Here is a 19,091-nt window from a genome sequence, read left to right as displayed (position 1 = left end):
CAGACTGGGCCCATGCTCGTCGAGCGGGAAGGTCAGCTGGCGTCGCTCACCGACGCGACGGACGACGCGCTCGCCGGGCGCGGACGGCTCGTGTTCCTCGGCGGTGAGGCCGGGGTCGGGAAGTCCGCGCTCGTGCGCGCGCTCGCCGCGTCCGTGCGCGACCGCTGCGTCGTGCGCGCCGGCGGGGCCGACAACGTCACGACGGCGGAGGCGCTCGCGGCGTTCCGCGAGGCCGTGCCCGAGATCGTCGAGCGGCTCGACGAGGGCGGTGACCGCATCGGCCTGTTCCGCGCGCTCCGCGAGGCGCTCGCCGAGACGCCCGGGCTGGTCGTGCTCGAAGACCTGCACTGGGCGGACGAGGCCACGATGGACGCCGTCCGCTTCCTCGGACGCCGCCTCGCCGGGCTGCCCGTCGCGATCGTCGCGACCTACCGGCACGACGAGGTGAAGGGGAGGCATCCCCTCGCGGCCGTCATGGGCGATCTCGCGACGGCCGAGGGAGTCGAGCGGATCATCCTGCCGCCTCTGACGGTCGACGGGGTCGCGCAGCTCGTCGCGCAGTCCGAGGCCGGGATCGAGCCGGCCCTCCTGCACGCCCGCACCGGCGGCAACGCCTTCTTCGTCACCGAGCTGCTCGCGGGCGACGGCCGGGCGCTCCCGCCCACAGTCGCCGACGCCGTGCAGGCGCGGTTCGCACGCCTGGACGCCGCGGGGCAGGATGCCGCGTCCGCCGTCGCCGTGCTCGGGACGCCGTCGGAGGCATCCCTCATCGCAGCCGTCGGCGACTGCGGCATCGAGGGGGTCGACGCGTGCGTCGACGCCGGGGTGCTCGTCGAACAGGGCGGGCTCTACGGATTCCGGCACGAGCTGGCGCGGCAGGCGGTCGCCACGGGACTCTCGGCCGTGCGCCGCCGGCAGCTGCACCGGCGCGCCTTCCGCGCCCTCGCCGAGCGCGTGCCCGACGATGACCGCCGCCTCGCGCACCACGCCGCCGAAGCCGGCGACGACGAGGCGGCCGTCGTCCACGCGACGCGGGCGGGCGAGCGTGCGGCGCGCAGCAGCGCCCACCGCGAGGCGGCCGAGCACTACCGTGCGGCGCTCCGCCACGCCGGCGCGGGCACCGACCGAGCGGCGCTCTTCGTCGCCCTCTCGTACGAGTGCTACCTGACCGACCAGCTGCCCGAGGCGATCGCCGCCCGCCAGCGGGCGCTCGACGCGCACCTGCTCGCCGATGACGCGCGCGCCGTGGGCGACGACGAGCGCTGGCTCTCGCGCCTGTCGTGGTTCAACGGCAGGGGAATGGATGCCGAGCGCTACGCGACGCGCGCGATCGAGACGCTCGAGCCGCTCGGCGCGGGCGCCGCGCTCGCGATGGCCTACAGCAATCTCGCGCAGCTGCGCATGCTCGCCGACAGGGACGACGAGGTCGAGCTGTGGGGCGAGCGTGCGCTCGCGATGGCGACCGAGCTCGGGGACACCGAGATCGCGGCGCACGCCCTCAACAACCTCGGGGTCGCGGCGCTGCGCACGGGCCGGCTCGACGAGGGGACCGCACGGCTGCTGCGGAGCCTCGAGCTCGCGCGCGCCGCCGACCTTCCCGAGCACGCGGCCCGCGCGTACACGAACCTCGGCAGCATGTCCGTCTCGGGCCGGAGGTACGCGGCGGGGCTCGACTACGTGACGGCGGGCATCGCCTACTGCGAAGACCACGACCTCGACTCCTGGGTGCGGTACATGGATGCCTGGCGCTGCACGGCGCTCGCCGAGGTGGGCCGCTTCGACGAGGCCTTCGACGGCGCCGTCGCCCTGCTCGCGCACCCCGCCATCGCGCCCGTGTCGGCGATCCCGGCGGCCGCCGTGGCGGCTCGGGTCGCCGCGCGACGCGGAGACGATGCCGGCCCGTTCCTCGCCGTCGCGACGTCGCTCGCGAACGAGACGGGCGAGCTGCAGCGGATCGCGCCCGCGGCCTGCGCGGCCGCGGAGGAGGCGTGGCTGCGCGGCGAGACCGACCGCATTCCGGCGCTCACCGACGCGGCCTGGGAGCTGGCCCGCTCGATCGGAGAGCCGTGGGCGCTCGGCGAGCTGGCCTGGTTTCGCTCGCTCGCCGGCGCCGATCACGACGGCGAGGGACTCGCCGAGCCGTTCGCGCTCCTGATCGACGGCGATCCGGATGCCGCGATCCTGGCCTGGGACGAGATCGGCAGCCCCCTCTGGGCGGCCTACGCCGCAGTGCGGCATCCCGATCCCGTCGCCGCGGCCCGAGCGGTGCGCACGCTCGAGCAGCTGGGGGCGAGCCAGGCCGTGCAGGCCTTCCTGCGCACACGGCGCGACCTCGAGCTCGCTCTTCCCCGGCGCCCGCGCCCTGCGACCGCGGATCACCCCGCGCAGCTCACGACGCGCGAGGTCGAGGTGCTGCGCCTTCTCGCTGAGGGACTCTCGACGGCCGACATCGCGTCGGAACTGGTTCTGTCGCCGCGCACCGTCGAGCACCACATCTCCGCCGTGCTCCGCAAGCTCGACCAGCCGACGCGGGCTCGGGCGGTCGTGGCGGCGCAGCAGCTCGGGGTGCTGACCGCCTGACGGACGAAGGAATCCGGGTTCCTTCACGACCGGCAAGCCGGCCGCGGCCGGGCGTGCGCTCGGCCTGTCTCACGCGAGCCGGCGGTCCTAGGCTGGCGCCGTGACCACGCCCACGCTCGCCCCCCGCACCGCCGGGCGCGACGACCGCATCACGCTGCGGTTCATGACGACGCCCGCCGACACCGCCGCGGGCGGCCGCTCTGTTGCGGCGGGGAGCGTCATGGAGTGGATCGACAAGGCCGGCTACGCCTGCGCCGTCGGCTGGTCGGGCGCCTACTGCGTCACGGCCTACGTCGGAAACGTCAGGCACCGCCGTCCGATCGCTCCGGGCAGCCTCGTCGAGGTGCAGGCGCGACTCGTCTACACCGGTCGCACGAGCATGCACGTCGTCGTGACCGTGTCGTCGGCGGAGGTCGAGACCCGGGCGTACACGCCGGCGACGACCTGCATCCTGATCTTCGTCGCCAAGGGCGCCGACGGACGGCCGACCGAGGTTCCCGCCTGGGAGCCGGTGTCGCGCTCAGACCACAAGCTCGCCGCCGCCGCGATCGAGCGGATGGAGTCGCGCAGCGAGATCAAGCGGCTCATGCTCGACGAGGACTACGCCGCACCCACCGAGACGCCGCGGGTCACGCTGCGGTTCCTCGTGCCGCCGGGTGTCGTCAATTGGGGCGGCAAGGCGCACGGCGGCACCGTCATGCGGTGGATCGACGAGGCCGCCTACGCGGCGGCCGCGTCGTGGTCGCGCGACGGCGAGGATGCGAGCGCCGCCGTCGCCGTCTACTCGGGCGGCATCCACTTCTTCGCGCCCGTGCGCATCGGCGACCTGGTCGAGGTCGAGGCGCGCATCATCTACACGAGCGCGCACAGCATGCACGTGAGCATCGTCGTCTCGTCCGCCGATCCGCGCGCGCCGCGCGACCTGACGCTCACGACGCAGTGCATGAGCGTCTTCGTCGTCCCGGGTGCCGACGGCGTGGCGCAGCCCGTTCCGCAGTGGACGCCGACGGCTGCCGCCGATGTGCGGCTGTGGGAGCACGCGCGCGAGATCGTGCGCCTGCGCGAGGACATCGTCCCGATCCCCGCCTCGCTGACGCTCGAGCCGTAACCCCTCGCTCCGCTCCCCGGTCCCCGCCCCGTTTCGGTCCCCGAGCTTGTCGAGGGGTCGAACCCTGCTCCGGTCCCACCCACCGGGATCAGCCGAGCTCGCCCACCGGCATCCCGAGTACCGTCGTCTGCACCATGAAGCGAACGTACGTTCGCACAGCGAACAGGAGCCGCGAGTGATCGACAAGACGGTTCAGGATGCCGTGACCGCCGTCGCCGGCATCCCCGACGGATCGACCGTGATGATCGGAGGCTTCGGCCGCGCGGGCCAGCCCGTCGAACTGATCGACGCCCTCATCGCGCAGGGCGCGTCGGGCCTCACGATCATCAACAACAACGCGGGCAACGGCGACACCGGCCTCGCGGCGCTGCTCGCGGCCGGGCGCGTGAAGAAGATCGTGTGCTCGTTCCCCCGGCAGACCGACTCCTGGGTCTTCGACGGGCTCTACCGAGACGGGAAGATCGAGCTCGAGCTCGTGCCGCAGGGGAACCTCGCCGAGCGCATCCGGGCTGCCGGTGCGGGGATCGGGGCGTTCTTCTCGCCGACGGGAGTCGGGACCGAGCTCGCCGAGGGCAAGGAGGCCCGCGAGATCGACGGCCGGCAGTACGTGCTCGAGTATCCGATCAAGGCCGACTTCGCCCTCGTCAGCGCCCTCAAGGGCGACCGCTGGGGCAACCTCGTGTACCGCAAGACGGCCCGCAACTTCGGCCCGATCATGGCGTCGGCTGCGACGACGACGATCGTCCAGGTCGACGAGATCGTGCCGCTCGGGTCGCTCGACCCCGAGAACGTCGTGACGCCGGGCATCTTCGTCGACCGCGTCGTCGCCGTCGGCGAGCGGCGCTGGCTGAGCGACGGGGAGTTCGTCGGCGGGGTCGACCTCGAAGGCAGACCCGTCGCCGACCCCTCGACGGCCTCGGCGGCCGCACAGAAGGGAGCCGACCAGTGAGCACGCGCATCACCCGTGAGGAGCTCGCCGCCCGGATCGCGGCCGACATCGCCGAGGGGTCGTACGTCAACCTCGGCATCGGGGCGCCGACCCTCGTCGCGAACTATCTGCCGGCCGATCAGGAGATCATCCTGCACACCGAGAACGGGCTGCTCGGCATGGGTCCCGCCCCCGACGCCGAGCACGTCGACCCCGACCTCATCAACGCCGGCAAGCAGGCCGTCACCGCGCTCGACGGTGCCGCCTACTTCCACCACGCCGACTCCTTCGGCATGATGCGCGGCGGGCACCTCGACGTGTGCGTGCTCGGCGCGTTCCAGGTGAGCGAGACCGGCGACCTCGCGAACTGGTCGACCGGCGCGCCCGGCGCGATCCCCGCCGTCGGCGGCGCGATGGACCTCGCGATCGGCGCGAAGGCCGTCTACGTCATGACCGACCTCCTCACCAAGACGGGGGAGTCGAAGCTCGTCACCGCCTGCAGCTACCCGCTCACGGGCGTGGGTTGCGTGACCCGCGTCTACACCGACCACGCGGTCTTCGACGTGACGCCGGACGGCTTCCTCGTGCGCGAGGCGTTCGGCGACAACACGGTGGAATCCCTCGCAGCACTGACCGGACTCGCCCTTCGACAAGCTCAGGGACCGCAAGGAGATTGAGATGACCGCAACCCACATCTATGACGCCGTCCGCACCCCGTTCGGCCGCGCCGGCGGTGCGCTCTCGGGCGTCCGCCCCGACGACCTCGCCGCCGTCGTCATGAAGGCGACGGTCGAGCGCACGGGCCTCGATCCCGCCCGCATCGAGGACGTCATCTTCGGCGACGCCAATCAGGCCGGCGAGGACAACCGCAACGTCGCGCGCTTCGGGGCGCTGCTCGCGGGCTTCCCGACCTCGGTTCCGGGCGTCACCGTGAACCGCCTCTGCGGCTCCTCCGTCGAGGCCGTCATCCAGGGATCGCGCGCGATCGAGGCCGGGGATGCCGACATCATCCTCGCAGGCGGCGTGGAGTCGATGAGCCGGGCGCCGTTCGTCGTCGAGAAGTCGCCGAAGCCGTTCCCCGCCGTCGGCAACCCCACGATGTGGAACACGTCGATCGGGTGGCGCATGGTCAACCCGGCCTTCCCGAAGGAGTGGACGATCTCCAACGGCGAGTCCGCCGAGAAGCTCGCCCAGATCTATGGGATCTCGCGAGAGGCGCAGGACGAATTCGCCCTGCGTAGCCACCGCCTCGCCGCGGAGGCGTGGGCCGCGGGCGCCTACGACGGCGAGATCGTGCAGGTGCCCGGTGCGGAGCTCTCGCGCGACGAAGGCATCCGCGACGACACGACCCTCGAGAAGCTCGGAACGCTCCGCGCCCTCTTCGCGAAGGACGGCACGGTCACCGCCGGCAACGCCTCGCCGATCAACGACGGCGCCTCCGCCGTGCTGCTCGGCAAGGAGGGGGCGGTGGATGCCGAGCCCCTCGCCCGCATCACCGGTCGAGGCGTCTTCGGCAACGACCCCGACGTGTTCGGCGTCGCGCCCGTCGAGGCCGCGAACCGCGCGCTCGCCCGCGCCGGCCGCACGTGGGCCGACGTCGACTTCGTCGAGCTCAACGAGGCCTTCGCGTCGCAGAGCCTCGCCTGCGTGCAGCTGTGGGACGGGCTCGACCCCGAGAAGGTGAACATCCACGGCGGTGCGATCGCGATCGGCCACCCCCTTGGCGCATCGGGCGGACGGATCATCGGCCACGCCGCCCACGAGCTGAAGCGCCGCGGCGGGGGAGTCGCGGTCGCGGCGATCTGCATCGGCGTCGGGCAGGGCCTCGCGGTCGTCCTGGAGCGCTGACGTGGCGGCGCTGGGCGAAGCGTCGGACTTCGTGCAGTCGCTCGCGCGCGGGCTCGCGGTCATCCGCGCGTTCGACGCCGAGCACGCCGCCCTGAGCCTCAGCGACGTCGCGCGCCGCGCCGATATGCCCCGCGCCGCAGCGCGCCGGTTCCTCCGCACCCTCGAGACGCTCGGCTACGTCATGAGCGATGCCCGCGAGTTCCGGCTCACCCCACGAGTGCTCGAGCTGGGCTTCAGCTACCTCTCGGCCCTGTCGCTCCCCGAGATCGTGCAGCCGCACCTCGAGCGCCTCTCGCGCGAGGTCGACGAGTCCGTGTCGGCGGCTGTGCTCGACGGCTCCGACATCGTCTACATCGCGCGCGTCCCGACCCGTCGCATCATGAGCGTGCGCATCACGATCGGCACCCGGTTCCCCGCCTACGCGACGAGCATGGGCCGCGTGCTCCTCGCGGGACTGCCCGAAGAGGAGCGGGATGCCGCGGTCGCGGCATCCCGGATCGAGAAGCTCACCGACCGCACCGTCGCAAGCACCGGCGAACTGGCGACCGAGCTCGCCCGCGTCCGCGACCACGGCTGGGCGCTCGTCGACGGCGAGCTCGAGCCCGGCCTGCGATCCGTCGCCGCCGGAGTGCGCGGTCGCGACGGGCGGGTCGTCGCCGCGCTCAACGTCTCGACCAGCGCGACCCGCGACTCGGTCGAGCACCTCGTCGACGCGTACGTGCCCCCGCTCCTCGCGACCGCCGCGGCGATCGAGGCCGAGCTGCGGCTCGTGTAAGGGGTGAGAGTCGAGGGACCGGAGCGATCGTCGAACACGTCGATGCGGCGAAGGACGTCCACATCGTCCACAGAGGAGTATCGCGGCTTCGAAACCGGGCGCCGGCTACTGTCTTCGCACAGTCTCGAGCAGGCGGGTCTTCGATTTGGTGGCGGTGCGCCACCGTCGATGGGGGTCGAACCAGAGCGGTGCCCGGACTTCGGGGACGCCCTTGTTCATGCGGATCGTCCACCCCGACCGGTCGAGGTATCGGTGGTGGTACCAGCAGAGGAGGACGCCGTTGTCGGTGTGCGTGGGCCCGCCGAGTGCGTGATCAGTGACGTGGTGGATCTCGCACCATCCGGCGGGGACGCCGCAGCCGGGGATGATGCAGCCGCCGTCGCGGAGGGCGATCGCGCGGCGCTGGTGGCGGTTGAAGACGCGTTCTTCGGTGCCGAGGCGGCGGATGCCGCCGCGCTGGTCGAGCGTGACGCGTTGGATGACGCCGGCGCACCCGACGCGGCGGACGGCGGCCGGGGAGAGGGGCATGTCGGTCTCGTGGGCGTGACCCTCGCCGCCCCCGGCGGCGAGGTCTTCGTCGCGCACGGAGACGACAAGGGTGGGAGCGGCACCGCCGATGGTGGGGAGCTGTTCGCTGGCGGCGGCGACGCTGAGCGCGGTGGCCAGTGCGTCGTGCTGCTTCTGGGCGCGGGTGCGCGTGTCGACCGGGACCCCCTCCCCGTCTTCCGCCTCGACGTAGGGATCGGTGAAGCGGACCGACAGCGCGGGGGCGTTGACGGCGTCGAAGATGCGCTGCAGTTGCGCGGCGACGTCGGGGATCAGGTTCCCGCGAATCGGGACCCCGCGGGCGGAGGGGGTGCCGAGTGTGACGCCGCGATAGTGGGTCGCGAGGTTCTCGCGGGGTTCGGCGCCGTCCTGGTCGAGGAAGGTCGCCCAGGTCTGCGCGTGCACGCGGAGCAGGTCGGCACTGGCGGGTGGGGCGCCATCGGGTGCTTCGCCACGGGCGTGCGCGGCGAGGATGGCGTCGGCCGTCAGAACGTCCTCGTGCGCGACCCGACGGTCCATGTCCAGCAGCGGGCCCGCGACCGCGAGCACCCCGTCGACGCCGACGATGCCGTCGACGAGTGCGCTGCGCAGGGCGGGCAGGCGGGGGTCGAGTAGGTCGCCGGTGGTGATGGATGGCTCGCGCCGCAGTCCCTTCGCCGCTTTCCGATACCGGGACGCGGTCTGGCGTGACACCCGGGTCACGCGTTCGACGAGCTCGTTGACGTCGTGGCAGCCGAGCCGGGAGGTCAGCCGCTCGTCGCGCGTCGCGATTTCGGAGCGGGCTTCCACCTCGCCGACCGCCTCGATGAGGACACCGTCGAGTATGCGCTGCAGGTGGGAGGCGGTCCGCAGAACCTCGATCACGTCGGCATCATCGAAACCGCGGAACCCGCCCTCTCGCAAGGGAAGGCCGACGGTCGTCGCGAGCTGCGCGGCGACCGACGCGAGCTGATCGACGACCGGGTTCATACTTCCGATTCTGCCGAGGGCCACCGACATCCGAACGTGAGTTCGGGGCTGATCAGCGGAGATTTCTCATCCCGCTTCCGCGGGGCCGAGGGGTACCTGCTCCGGCCCCTCCACAAGCCCAGGGGCCGGAGCAAGCGTCAGATCGGCTGAGCCAGTGCGCCGAGCGGAGGCGGGGTCGCCGTATCGAAGACGTGTCCATCGGCGGTGGCCATGTGCACGGGCCCGTGCGGCCAGCCGTTCGCCAGGATCTCGTCGGTGAGCCCGAGGGATTGCAGCGCCCGCAGCGGCGAGTTCTGCAGGAGCACGCCCACGCCGGCGGGGGCCAGGCGGTCCTCGATTTCAGCGATCTCCACTTCGTGCCCCGCCCGCGTGAGGCCGAGCGCCGCCGTCAGGCCGGCGGGACCACCGCCCACGATCAGGATGCGTCGGCCGGCAGGCATCCCGTCTCCTTTCCTCGACCGCGTCAGGCGCGCTGGACGAGCGCGCCCGGGCCCTCGCCGACGAGGGCCGCCGCCTGCTCGAAGAGCCCGCGCATCCACGTGTGCTCGGGGTCGCGACCGTGCACGGGATGCCACCACAGGGCGTTGACGACGGGCGTCGCGTCGAAGGGCGGTTCCAGGACGCGGATCCCGCTGACGCTCGAGGCGTAGTCCGTGAGGCTCGCCTGGATGAGACCGAGCCGGTCGGTGCCCGCGATGAAGTGCGGAAGGGCGAGGAAGCTCTCGACGACGGCCTCGACGTGGGGCTCGATGCCCAGCTGCTGCAGCTGCCGGGCCGCCGACGTGAAGGCGGTGCGGGTCTGGAACGTGAAGACCCACGGCAGTTCGCCCAGCACCTCCATCGTCAGCTCGTCGCCGATCCTGTCATTGGTGTCGGAGGCGACGACGATCCATCCGTCGCGCCAGAGGTCCATGTAGGGCAGCTCTGTGAGGTGGCCGTGGGGGATCACCATGCCGTCGACCGACCGCAGCCGCGTCACGGCGTCGTCGACGATCGAGGGATTGTGGAGCATGAAGCGGAAGCGCACGCCCGGCGCCTCCTCGGCCGCGAGGCGGGACACGGCCTTCCCCATGGTGGCGAAGCCGTAGTCGGACCCGTAGATCGAGAACTCGCGCGTGGAGTCGTGCGGAGTCCAGATCGCCTGGCTCTCGAAGACGCGGCGTGCGGCGTCGAGCGCCGTGGTGGTGTGCTCGGTGAGCCGCAGGGCGAGCGGGGTCAGCTCGTACGTGTTTCCGCGGCGAGCGAGGATCGGGTCGTTGAAGTGGGTGCGCAGCCGTCCGAGCGAAGCGCTGAGCGCGGGCTGGCTGAGATGGAGACGCTCGGCGGCACGGGTCACGCTGCGCTCGGTGAGGAGCGCGTCGAGCGCGACGAGGAGGTTGAGGTCGAGCCGAGAGAGAAGCGGTTGATCGGTCACGGCGATGTGATCCTTCGGGTACGGAAGCCTGTGCCGAGTGTATCAACGCAATCTATAGAACCGACAGGTGGCATCGTCCTGAGGAATAGCGCTCGGGATGCCGCGACATGCGTCATCATAATGCGTGCATCCGTCTCACTTATGCACGAAACTGACTAATCCTGTTAGCGTGGAGTCAGACCAGCGAGGGGCACGGACATGCCGCGCCTCGACGAAAGGGAGCATCGATGCTTCTCGAAAGAGATCTCATCCAGTCGACGGGATTCCGGAACGTGCTCGACGGCGGTGAGGTCACCGGCTTCCAGCTGCGGGTGCGCATCCCGAACTACCGGGGGCTGTACGCCTCGCTCATCGACGGCATCTCCGTACGCGTGGGCGATCTCGTTGATGTCGCCCACGACGTGCCGCTCTGGACCTTCGCGGGCACGACGTACACGCTGCAGCAGCTCTGGGATTCGGACGACGTGCGCTGGCCCCTCGAGGAGGCGGCGGTCGTCACCGTCCCCTTCCCCGGCGGCCTGCCGGAGGGCACCCACGAGGTGTCGGTCGAGGTGCTCCTGCGCGCCTCGTACATCCCCATCGAGCACCAGCCGAGTCGCACGCGCTCGTCGCGCTGGGTCACCCTCACGTCGGAGAACGACGGCGGCCCCTTCCGCTACGGCGTGAGCCTCTACAGCTATACGGACGACTTCAACACCGTCCTCGGGCTCGACACGGCGATGGCCGCGATCGCGGACCTCGGCGCGACGGGCATCGAGATCCTCGGCGAGGGACACGTGCCGGGCTACCCGAACCCGTCGAGTGCGTGGATCGACGAGTGGTTCCGCCTCCTCGACGTCTACGGCCTCGAGCCCACGAACATGGGGTCGTGGATCGACACGCGCCTGCACTCGAGCGGCGCCAACGGCCGCGACATGGCGGCCGACGAGGGCGCCGCGGCGCTGCAGCGCGACCTCCGCCTCGCGAAGCAGCTCGGCTTCCGGTTCGTGCGCCCGAAGATCGGCGTCGTGACGAGCGACCTCGTGCCGCACCCGATCTGGACCGAGTCGGTCGAGCGCAGCCTCGACCTGGCCGCCGAGCTCGACGTCGTCATCGCGCCCGAGATCCACTCGCCGACGCCGATCAAGCACCCGGTCGTCGACGACTACATCGACCTCATCCAGCGCACCGGCACGCAGCACTTCGGACTGCTCATCGACACGGGGATCTTCCAGGACCGGCCGATCCCGCTCCGCCCCGGCGAGACCCGCGAGACGCGCCCCGCGTTCCTCGACGGGCTGGGGGTCGACCCCGCCGACCTCGCCGCGATCGGCGAGTACGTCGTGTTCGTGCAGGCGAAGTTCCACGACATCGACGAGCACCGCGAAGACCAGCAGATCCCCTGGCGACCGGTGCTCCAGGTCCTCAAGGACGCCGGGTACACCGGCTACCTCTCCAGCGAGTACGAGGGGGTCCGCGAGCCGTGGCGCTCCCTCGAGCAGGTCCGTCGTCAGCACTCCATCATGCGCGAGATCGCGTCCCACCTCGACTGAGAGAGCAGATTCCCATGCCCAACGGACTCATCGCCGAAGACAGCCTGCGCGTCCACCCGGACGGCCTCGCGCTCACGCTCACGATCCCCTGGTACCGGAGCCTGTGGCTCTCGTCGGTGTCGACCATCCGGCTCACCGTCGACGGCGTCGAGATCCCAGCCGAGAAGCTCGCCTTCGAGCTCGACGGTCACCGGTACTCCGTCGCCGAGCTGCCCGACCAGAGCGAGACGCTGTGGTTCCTGCAGCGGCATCCGCTCCTCATCGCGCGACTCGACCAGCCCATCGCCCTCGGCGAGGAGCATCGGGTCGAGATCTTCGGCGAGCTGCGCCTGCCGTACATGCAGATCGCGCCGGGGCAGGACGGCGGTCCCGGCATGTACGTGCCGAACATCGTGCGCCAGGCCCTCACGCTCACGGTCACGGATCGGGATGCCGCGCCCCTCGCGACCGTGACGGATGTCGCTCCTCCACCCGCCGCTGCCGACGAGGACCCTTTCAAGCTCGGCCTCACGCTGTACTCCGCGAGCGCCGAGTTCCGCGCCGGCTGGTACGACTTCGACGGCCTGCTCGACCGGGTCGCCGAGCTCGGCATCGGCCCGGGCATCGAGATCGTCGCATCGCAGGTGCTGCCGACCTATCCCGTCGTCTCCGACGAGTTCGTCGCGCAGTGGCGCGCAGCGTTCGACCGGCACGGCTTCGACGAGAGCTCGTTCGGCGCCAACCTCGACATGGGGCGCCGTCGCGATCGCGACATGACGCCCGACGAGGAGTTCGAGTTCAGCGAGCTGCTGTTCCAGGGCGCCAAGAAGCTCGGCTTCCCGCTCGTGCGCATCCAGTCCGCGAAGCCCGAACTGCTCCGCCGCCTGCTGCCGATCGCCGAGAGCCTCGACCTCACGCTCGCGTACGAGATCCACGCGCCGATGGGACCGAACTCGCCCGAGATCCTCAGAGTGCGCGACGTCTACGCCGACCTCGACTCGCCCCTCCTCGGCTTCGTCGCCGACTTCTCCTCGACGATGCACGCGATGTCGCCGACTCTCCTGCGCGCCGTGCGTCGCGCAGGGCTCGACGACGAGGCGATCGACCGTCTGCAGCAGATCTGGGCGACGGATGCCTCGATGCGCGACCGGCAGCAGGAGTTCATCGCCTATCTGAACAGCCGCGGCTTCGATCCCGGCCGGCTGGGCTCCTTCGCGCACCTCGCCTTCAACATGCACGGCCACGTCGACCCGCGCGAGTGGGGCGACATCATGCCGCAGATCAAGCACGTGCACGCGAAGTTCTACGACATCGACGAGAACGGCCAGGAGCCGGCGATCGACTACCCCGAGCTCGTACGCGTGTTCGTCGAGGGCGGCTACCGCGGCTACTGGTCGAGCGAGTGGGAGGGTCACGCCTTCGCCGAACTCGGCGAGGTCGACCCGCTCCTCCTCGTCCGCAGGCAGCACGACCTCATCCGCGCGTCGATGCGGGCGGTCGCGGCGCATGCCTGAGACGGAGGTCGACTTCCGCACCCTGCCGCTCCCCGACGTGCTGCGCCTCTTCCGCGAGCAGGGGGAGCCCGCCGATCCGCGCGACGACATCGACAGCGCATTTCTGAAGACGCGGTTCCCGCGTCTCGCCGGCGTCGAGTCCACCGATCTCCGCATCGACGGTCCCCGCGACCGGCTCGTCGCGGCGCGGGTCTATCGCGACGCGTCGGCCGAAGCATCCGGCCGTGCTCTCGTCTGGGTGCACGGCGGCGCCTTCATCGGCGGGCACCTCGACATGCCCGAGTCGAACTGGGTCGCGCTCGAGCTCGCGGCGCGCGGCATCCCGGTGCTCGCCGTCGACTACGTCAAGTGCCTCGGAGACGTGCACTTCCCGGAGCCGTCCGACGACGTGCTCGCCGCCTGGCGCCATGCGCTGCGCCACGCCGACGAGCTCTTCGGGGTGCCGGCGTCAGGCGTCCTGCTGGGCGGCGCGAGTGCGGGCGGCAACCTGGCCGCGGGGGCGACGGCACGGCTCCGGGATGCCGGGGAGGAGGTGCCGGGCGGACTCGTGCTCGTCTACCCCGTCGTGCACCCGAACGGGCCGGATGCCTCGGCACAGGTCGATCCGGATTCGCCGCACGGCGCGCTCGCCGTGAACTTCGCAGGCTCGGCGGAGGGTCTCGCCGATCCGCACGCGTTCGCGGCGCTCGGCTCTGCCGAGGGCTTCCCCCCGACGTTCGTGCTCGTGTGCGAGTACGACGGGCTGCGGCCTTCCGGCGAGGCCTTCGCCCGGCAGCTCGCCGATGCCGGCGTGGCCGTCGAGGTGCGGCTTGAAGAGGGCGCCGACCACGGTCACATCAACGAGCCCGCCGATCCGACGGCCCTGCCGACGGTCGAGGCGATCGCGGCCTGGATCGGCCGGGAGGCATGAGCGCGGCGACCGGATGGACGTTCGGCGAGGATCTGCGCCTCCGCAAGGGTGACCGGCTGCGCCTGCTGGTGGGTGGTCAGGTGCACAACTCCTCGAGCTCCTCGCCCGCCGCGATCCGCGAGTCGTTCGCGCACGCTCGACGCGTCAACGCGAACACCGTCCTCGCGCCGGTCAGCTGGGCGCTCCTGGAGCCCCGGGAGGGGGTGTTCGACTTCGCTCTTGTCGATGCGATGGTCGCCGAGGCGAGCCGGCTCGACCTCGCCCTCGTCCTGCTGTGGTTCGGCGCGTTCAAGAACGCCGCCTCGACGTACGCTCCGCGCTGGGTGCGTGAGGACCGCGAGCGGTTCCCCCGTGCCGTCGTGCACCCGACGACGAAGGGGAGCGCCTTCCACTACTCGGGTGTCACGCCGACGCCCGTCCTGTCGGTCTTCAGTTCCGACCTGCGCGACGCCGACGGCACCGCGTTCGAGGCGCTGGTGCGGCGACTCGCCGAGGTCGACGAGGCCGACGTCGTCGCCCTCGTCCAGGTCGAGAACGAATCGGGACTGCTGCGCGACAGCCGGGACCGCAGCGCCCTCGCCGAGGCCGCGTGGGCGGAGCCGGTGCCCGCAGCGCTCATCGCCTCCGCCCGGTCGGCCGGTGACGCGTCGCTCATGCATCGGCTGTGGACCGGCGCCGGGCGCCGGGACGCGGGAACGTGGGCCGAGGTGTTCGGCCGGGGTGCGGACGCCGACGAGGTCTTCATGGCGTGGGCGATCGGCTCCTACGTCGAACGGCTCGCGCAGCGCGGGCAGGACGTCAAGCCCATCCCGATGTACGCGAACGCGTGGCTCGGGCCGCAGCCCGGGCAGGATCAGCCCGGTCAATGGCCGAGCGGCGGCCCCTCGAGCCGCGTGCTCGACGTGTGGCGGACGGCTGCGCCGTCGCTCGCCCTTCTCGGCCCCGACATCTACGTCGACGATGCCGCCGCCGCGATGCGCGACTACGCGACGGGCGCCCAGCCCTTCTTCGTGCCGGAGAGCCGCCTGCGGGCAGGAGAGCTGGTCCGAGCCGTCGGCACGCACCGCGCGGCCGGCTGGTCCGCGTTCGGGATCGACGGCGCCAACCCCGAGGGGCAGGTGGCCGCGACGCTCGCCTACCTCATCGCCTTCGAGGACGAGATCGCGGCCGCGCAGCGTGCGGAGCGGATCGGCGCCGTGGTCGTCGAACCCGGCGTCCCCGTGACCGACGCGTCGGTCGGCGACCTCACGGTGAGCGCTCGCGGCCTGAACGACATCGTGCGGGACTTCCTCCTCGACGTCGGCGTGCAGCTGCCCGAGGAGGCGCTGCCCGTCCCCGACGAGACGCTCCCGAGGGAGCCCGTGCCGACGCCGGGCGAGCGGAGACCGTTCGCCCTCGTCTTCGCCGAGGACGACGACACCTGTGTCATCGTCGGGCAGGGCGTGAAGCTCGACTTCGCCTCGGCCGCGGGCGAGGTCGAATACGACTCGGTCACCGAGCTCCTGATCGAGGATGGCGGGATCGTCCCCGGGCGCGTGCTCAACGGCGATGAGCGGCTGCAAGTCGTGCCCGTCGACCGCGTCGGCGCCGCGCGTGTGACCCTGCTGCGGCTGTCGTGAGGAGACCGTGAACGTGAGTGCCGATCCGACCGGCGGTTACCGCCGCATCCCCGTGACACCGCGGGCGCGCGTCATCGTCGACAACGACTACGCGGGCGACCCCGACGGACTGCTCGCTCTCGCGCATCACTTCCTCATGGACGCCGCGCCCGTGCGTGCCGTCACGTGCACGTCGATCGCGATGGAGGGGATGCCGTATCCCGAGGGCAGCCCCGCACGGGATTCCGCGAACGAGCTCATCCGCCGCCTCGGCGTAACGGGGGCCGTCGCCGTGTCGGACGACGTGCAGGTGGGGTTCGACGAGCTGGACGGCCCGACCGACGGCGCGCGGGTCATCCTCGAGGAGTCCCGGCGCGACGATCCGCTGCCGCTCGTCATCGCCGCCGGCGGCCCGCTCACGAACGTCGCGTCCGCGCTGCGGGAGGATCCGTCGCTCGCCGATCGCGCCGAGGTCGTCTGGATCGGCGGCGGCGCGTACCCCGGCGGGGCGTGGGAGTACAACCTCATGCTCGACGCCGCGGCGGCGCAGTTCGTCTTCAACGAGTCGCGCATCCCGATCAGCCAGGTGCCGCAGCACGTGTACCGGCAGTGCCTCCTCTCGATCGGCGAGCTCGAGCTCGGGCTGCACGCCGTTGGAGAGTTCGGCGCGTGGCTCTACTCGTGCTTCGACGATCCGCCCGAGTTCGCGAGGATCGGTGCGATCTGGCCCATGGGCGACAGCCCACCCGTCCTGATCAGCGCCGGCGCGACGGAGTCCAGCGCCGCCCGGGTGGTCGACACGCCCTGGATCTCCGCGGACGGGATGTACGCGCAGCATCCGTCCCCCCGCCCGCTGACCCTCTTCGACACGATCGACACGCGCCTTCTGTTCGGCGACTTCTTCGCCCGCCTCGCGCTGCGCTTCGCGGGAGGCCGCTCGTGAAGGTCGTCGTCGTCGGCGGGACCGGCAACATCTCGACGAGCATCGTGCGGCTTCTTCTCGAGCACGGCCACGAAGTCACCTGCGTCAACCGCGGCACGACGGCCGTCCCCGAAGAGGTCGAGACGATCATCGTCGACCGGCACGACACCGAGCGATTCGAGTCGGCGGTGCAGGCGGGCCGGTTCGACGCTGCGATCGACATGATCGCCTTCACGCCCGACGACGTGCGCTCGAGCATCCGCGCATTCCGCGACGTCGGCCACGTCATCCACACGTCGACCGTCACGGTGCTCGGCGAGCGCTTCGACTGGCTGCCGGTGACAGAGGATCATCCCGTCCGCCCCACCGTTCCCTATGCCGCGCGCAAGGCCGAGGCCGAGCGCGTCTACCTCGCGGCGCACTACGGCTCGGGCTTTCCCGTCACGATCCTGCGGCCCTCGACCACGTACGGCCCGAAGCGGGCCCTGCGCCAGATCGGCATCGACAGCACGTGGGTGTCGCGCATCCGCGCGGGCAAGCCGATCATCAAAGTCGGCGACGGGGGCGCGACGCACCACCTGCTTCACGTCGACGATGCGGCGCTCGCCTTCGTCGGAGCGCTCGGCAAAGAGCACACCGTGGGGCAGACCTACCACCTCGTGCACCCCGTCCACACGACATGGCAGGACTTCCACGCGGCGCAGATGCGCGCTGTCGGAAGAGACGTCGAGCAGGTCGGCGTGCCCGCCGATGTCCTCGAGGCGATCGATCCTCAGCGGTTCCTGTTCGCAACGAACGTCTTCGCCCACAACATGCTCTTCAGCGCGGAGAAGATCCAGCGCGACATCCCGGAGTTCGTCCCGCGCGTGCCGGTCGAGCAGGGGCTCGCCGAGACGGTCGAGTACATCGACTCGCACGGCCTGGGCGTCGAGACCGACGACCTGGAAGATCGCATCATCGCGGCTCAGCGAGCCGCAGCAGGGAGTGTTCTCGGTGGCTGACACGTTCGTGAATCCCGTGCTCGGCGGTGACCGCCCCGACCCGGCCGTCATCAAGGTCGGCGACGAGTACTGGATGACGTACTCCTCGTTCGAAACGGCTCCCGGACTCCTCCTGTACCGCTCGACCGACCTCGTGAACTGGACGTACGTGACGGCCGCGCTCCCCGAGCCGATCGGCAGCACCTTCGCCGTCGACATCGCGGAGCACGATGGGCGCTTCTTCATCTACATCCCGTTCATCCCCGCGCCGTGGTCGGAGCTCGAGGCTCCGGCGATCTTCGTGATCCATGCCGATTCGATGGAGGGGCCGTGGTCCGAGCCGATCGACCTCGGAATCCGGTGGGCGATCGATCCCGGCCACGTCGTCGGCGAGGACGGCAAGCGATACCTGTTCGTCAACGGCATCCGCCGCATCGGCCTGACCGACGACGGGCTCGCCACGGTCGGCGAGCTCGAGAAGGTCTACGACGGCTGGCGCTACCCCGACGACTGGATCACCGAGGCGTACGCCCTCGAAGGGCCGAAGCTCTTCTGGCACGACGACTGGCTCTACCTCGTGAGCGCCGTGGGCGGCACGGCAGGGCCGCCGACCGGCCACATGGTCATCGTCGCGCGTTCGCGCTCGGTGCACGGACCGTGGGAGAACGCGCCGAACAACCCCATCGCGCGGACGACCGACCCCGCTCAGGCCTGGTGGTCACGCGGGCACGCGACGATCGTGCGCGGGCCCGGCGGTGACGGATGGTGGATGCTGTCGCACGGGTACGAGAACGGCTATCGCACCCTCGGGCGCCAGATACTGCTCGAAGAGGTGACCTGGACCGACGACGGCTGGCCGGTCGGCGCGACCGATATCGGTGGCGAGCTCGCTGCTCCCGCCGGCGCGTCGCCGCAGCGCAGTGCGGAGCCGTTCCACGACGATTTCTCGACCCTCCTGCTCGGTGAGCGCTGGGCCTTCCACGCGCCCTCACCGGGCGAGGCGGAACGGCTTCGGCTCGACGACGGCCTCGTCGTCGCCGCGCGCGGTTCCTCGCCCGCCGACACCTCGCCGCTCGCCGTCATCGTCGATGCGCACTCGTACGAGGTCGAGGTCGACGTCGAGCTGCTCGGCGGCGCCGCGGAGGGCGGCATTCTGCTCTACTTCAACGACCGCCTCTTCTGCGGAATGGGGATCGACGGAGAACGGATGCTGAGCTACTCCGGCGGTCATGTCACCCACTGGCGCGAGCCCGCGCCGGCGGTCCGTCGGCTGCAGTTGCGACTCCGCAACGAGGAGCACATCGTCACGGGCTGGTACCGCGAGCCGGGCGGGGAGTGGATGCGACACGCGATCCGCTACGAGACGTCCGGCTATCACGCCAACACGATGGGCGACCTGCAGAGTCTCCGCCCCGCGCTCTACGCGGCAGGCGAGGGCGAGCTCCGCTTCCGCGACTTCCGCTGCCGGCCGCTCGGCTGACCGCCCCC

Annotated in this window: 16 protein-coding genes; 13 read left to right on the top strand and 3 right to left on the bottom strand. The window is 71.3% G+C overall.

Annotated features, from left to right (window positions below):
• Positions 1–12: 12 nt before the first annotated feature.
• From AAIB33_RS15075 to AAIB33_RS15050, 6 genes are all read left to right on the top strand, one after another.
• The gene (locus AAIB33_RS15075; protein ID WP_345800779.1) at positions 13–2,580 is read left to right on the top strand and encodes an AAA family ATPase; all 2,568 of its coding nucleotides are present in this window, start codon (positions 13–15) and stop codon (positions 2,578–2,580) included.
• 100 nt (positions 2,581–2,680) lie between these two features.
• On the top strand, positions 2,681–3,688 hold the full coding sequence (locus tag AAIB33_RS15070) for a hotdog domain-containing protein (protein ID WP_345800778.1): 1,008 nt from the start codon (positions 2,681–2,683) through the stop codon (positions 3,686–3,688).
• Between the two features lie 175 nt (positions 3,689–3,863).
• Positions 3,864–4,637: a 3-oxoacid CoA-transferase subunit A gene (locus AAIB33_RS15065; protein WP_345800777.1), complete on the top strand. Its 774-nt coding sequence runs from the start codon at positions 3,864–3,866 to the stop codon at positions 4,635–4,637.
• A complete protein-coding gene (locus AAIB33_RS15060; protein WP_345800776.1) occupies positions 4,634–5,293 on the top strand; it encodes a 3-oxoacid CoA-transferase subunit B in 660 nt (219 codons plus the stop codon). Before AAIB33_RS15065 ends, AAIB33_RS15060 begins: the two co-directional genes overlap by 4 nt.
• 1 nt (position 5,294) lies before the next feature.
• Complete coding sequence (locus AAIB33_RS15055; RefSeq protein WP_345800775.1) at positions 5,295–6,464, top strand: thiolase family protein; 1,170 nt, start codon at positions 5,295–5,297, stop codon at positions 6,462–6,464.
• 1 nt (position 6,465) lies between these two features.
• Positions 6,466–7,239 (top strand): IclR family transcriptional regulator C-terminal domain-containing protein, encoded by a 774-nt coding sequence (locus tag AAIB33_RS15050; protein WP_345800774.1) that lies wholly within the window; start codon positions 6,466–6,468, stop codon positions 7,237–7,239.
• Between the two features lie 105 nt (positions 7,240–7,344).
• On the opposite strand, the gene AAIB33_RS15045 is transcribed toward AAIB33_RS15050, so the two are convergent.
• From AAIB33_RS15045 to AAIB33_RS15035, 3 genes are all read right to left on the bottom strand, one after another.
• Positions 7,345–8,754 (bottom strand): DUF222 domain-containing protein, encoded by a 1,410-nt coding sequence (locus AAIB33_RS15045; RefSeq protein WP_345800773.1) that lies wholly within the window; start codon positions 8,752–8,754, stop codon positions 7,345–7,347.
• Between the two features lie 137 nt (positions 8,755–8,891).
• Entirely contained in the window at positions 8,892–9,194 is a 303-nt protein-coding gene (locus AAIB33_RS15040; protein WP_345800772.1) for an FAD-dependent monooxygenase, read from the bottom strand.
• A 23-nt stretch (positions 9,195–9,217) separates the two neighbouring features.
• Positions 9,218–10,168 (bottom strand): LysR family transcriptional regulator, encoded by a 951-nt coding sequence (locus tag AAIB33_RS15035; protein ID WP_345800771.1) that lies wholly within the window; start codon positions 10,166–10,168, stop codon positions 9,218–9,220.
• 227 nt (positions 10,169–10,395) lie between these two features.
• On the opposite strand from AAIB33_RS15035, the gene AAIB33_RS15030 reads away from it, so the two are divergent.
• The 7 genes from AAIB33_RS15030 to AAIB33_RS15000 are packed head-to-tail and all read left to right on the top strand — an operon-like array spanning position 10,396 to position 19,083.
• Entirely contained in the window at positions 10,396–11,700 is a 1,305-nt protein-coding gene (locus AAIB33_RS15030; RefSeq protein WP_345800770.1) for a DUF6379 domain-containing protein, read from the top strand.
• 14 nt (positions 11,701–11,714) lie between these two features.
• Complete coding sequence (locus tag AAIB33_RS15025; protein ID WP_345800769.1) at positions 11,715–13,193, top strand: DUF6379 domain-containing protein; 1,479 nt, start codon at positions 11,715–11,717, stop codon at positions 13,191–13,193.
• Positions 13,186–14,103, top strand: a complete 918-nt coding sequence (locus AAIB33_RS15020) for an alpha/beta hydrolase (protein WP_345800768.1) — start codon at positions 13,186–13,188, stop codon at positions 14,101–14,103. The genes AAIB33_RS15025 and AAIB33_RS15020 overlap by 8 nt, the downstream gene beginning before the upstream one ends.
• Positions 14,100–15,722, top strand: coding sequence for a DUF5597 domain-containing protein (locus tag AAIB33_RS15015; protein ID WP_345800767.1), 1,623 nt, complete (start codon positions 14,100–14,102; stop codon positions 15,720–15,722). The genes AAIB33_RS15020 and AAIB33_RS15015 overlap by 4 nt, the downstream gene beginning before the upstream one ends.
• Before the next feature lie 13 nt (positions 15,723–15,735).
• On the top strand, positions 15,736–16,644 hold the full coding sequence (locus tag AAIB33_RS15010) for a nucleoside hydrolase (RefSeq protein WP_345800766.1): 909 nt from the start codon (positions 15,736–15,738) through the stop codon (positions 16,642–16,644).
• Positions 16,641–17,624 carry an NAD-dependent epimerase/dehydratase family protein gene (locus AAIB33_RS15005; protein WP_345800765.1) on the top strand — a complete coding sequence of 328 codons (984 nt, stop codon included), beginning with the start codon at positions 16,641–16,643 and terminating at the stop codon, positions 17,622–17,624. Before AAIB33_RS15010 ends, AAIB33_RS15005 begins: the two co-directional genes overlap by 4 nt.
• Entirely contained in the window at positions 17,617–19,083 is a 1,467-nt protein-coding gene (locus AAIB33_RS15000; RefSeq protein ID WP_345800764.1) for a family 43 glycosylhydrolase, read from the top strand. The genes AAIB33_RS15005 and AAIB33_RS15000 overlap by 8 nt, the downstream gene beginning before the upstream one ends.
• Positions 19,084–19,091 lie beyond the last annotated feature (8 nt).

It is taken from the genome of Microbacterium sp. AZCO (assembly GCF_039614715.1).
Taxonomy (GTDB): domain Bacteria; phylum Actinomycetota; class Actinomycetes; order Actinomycetales; family Microbacteriaceae; genus Microbacterium.
This window is presented reverse-complemented; position numbering and strand designations above follow the sequence as displayed.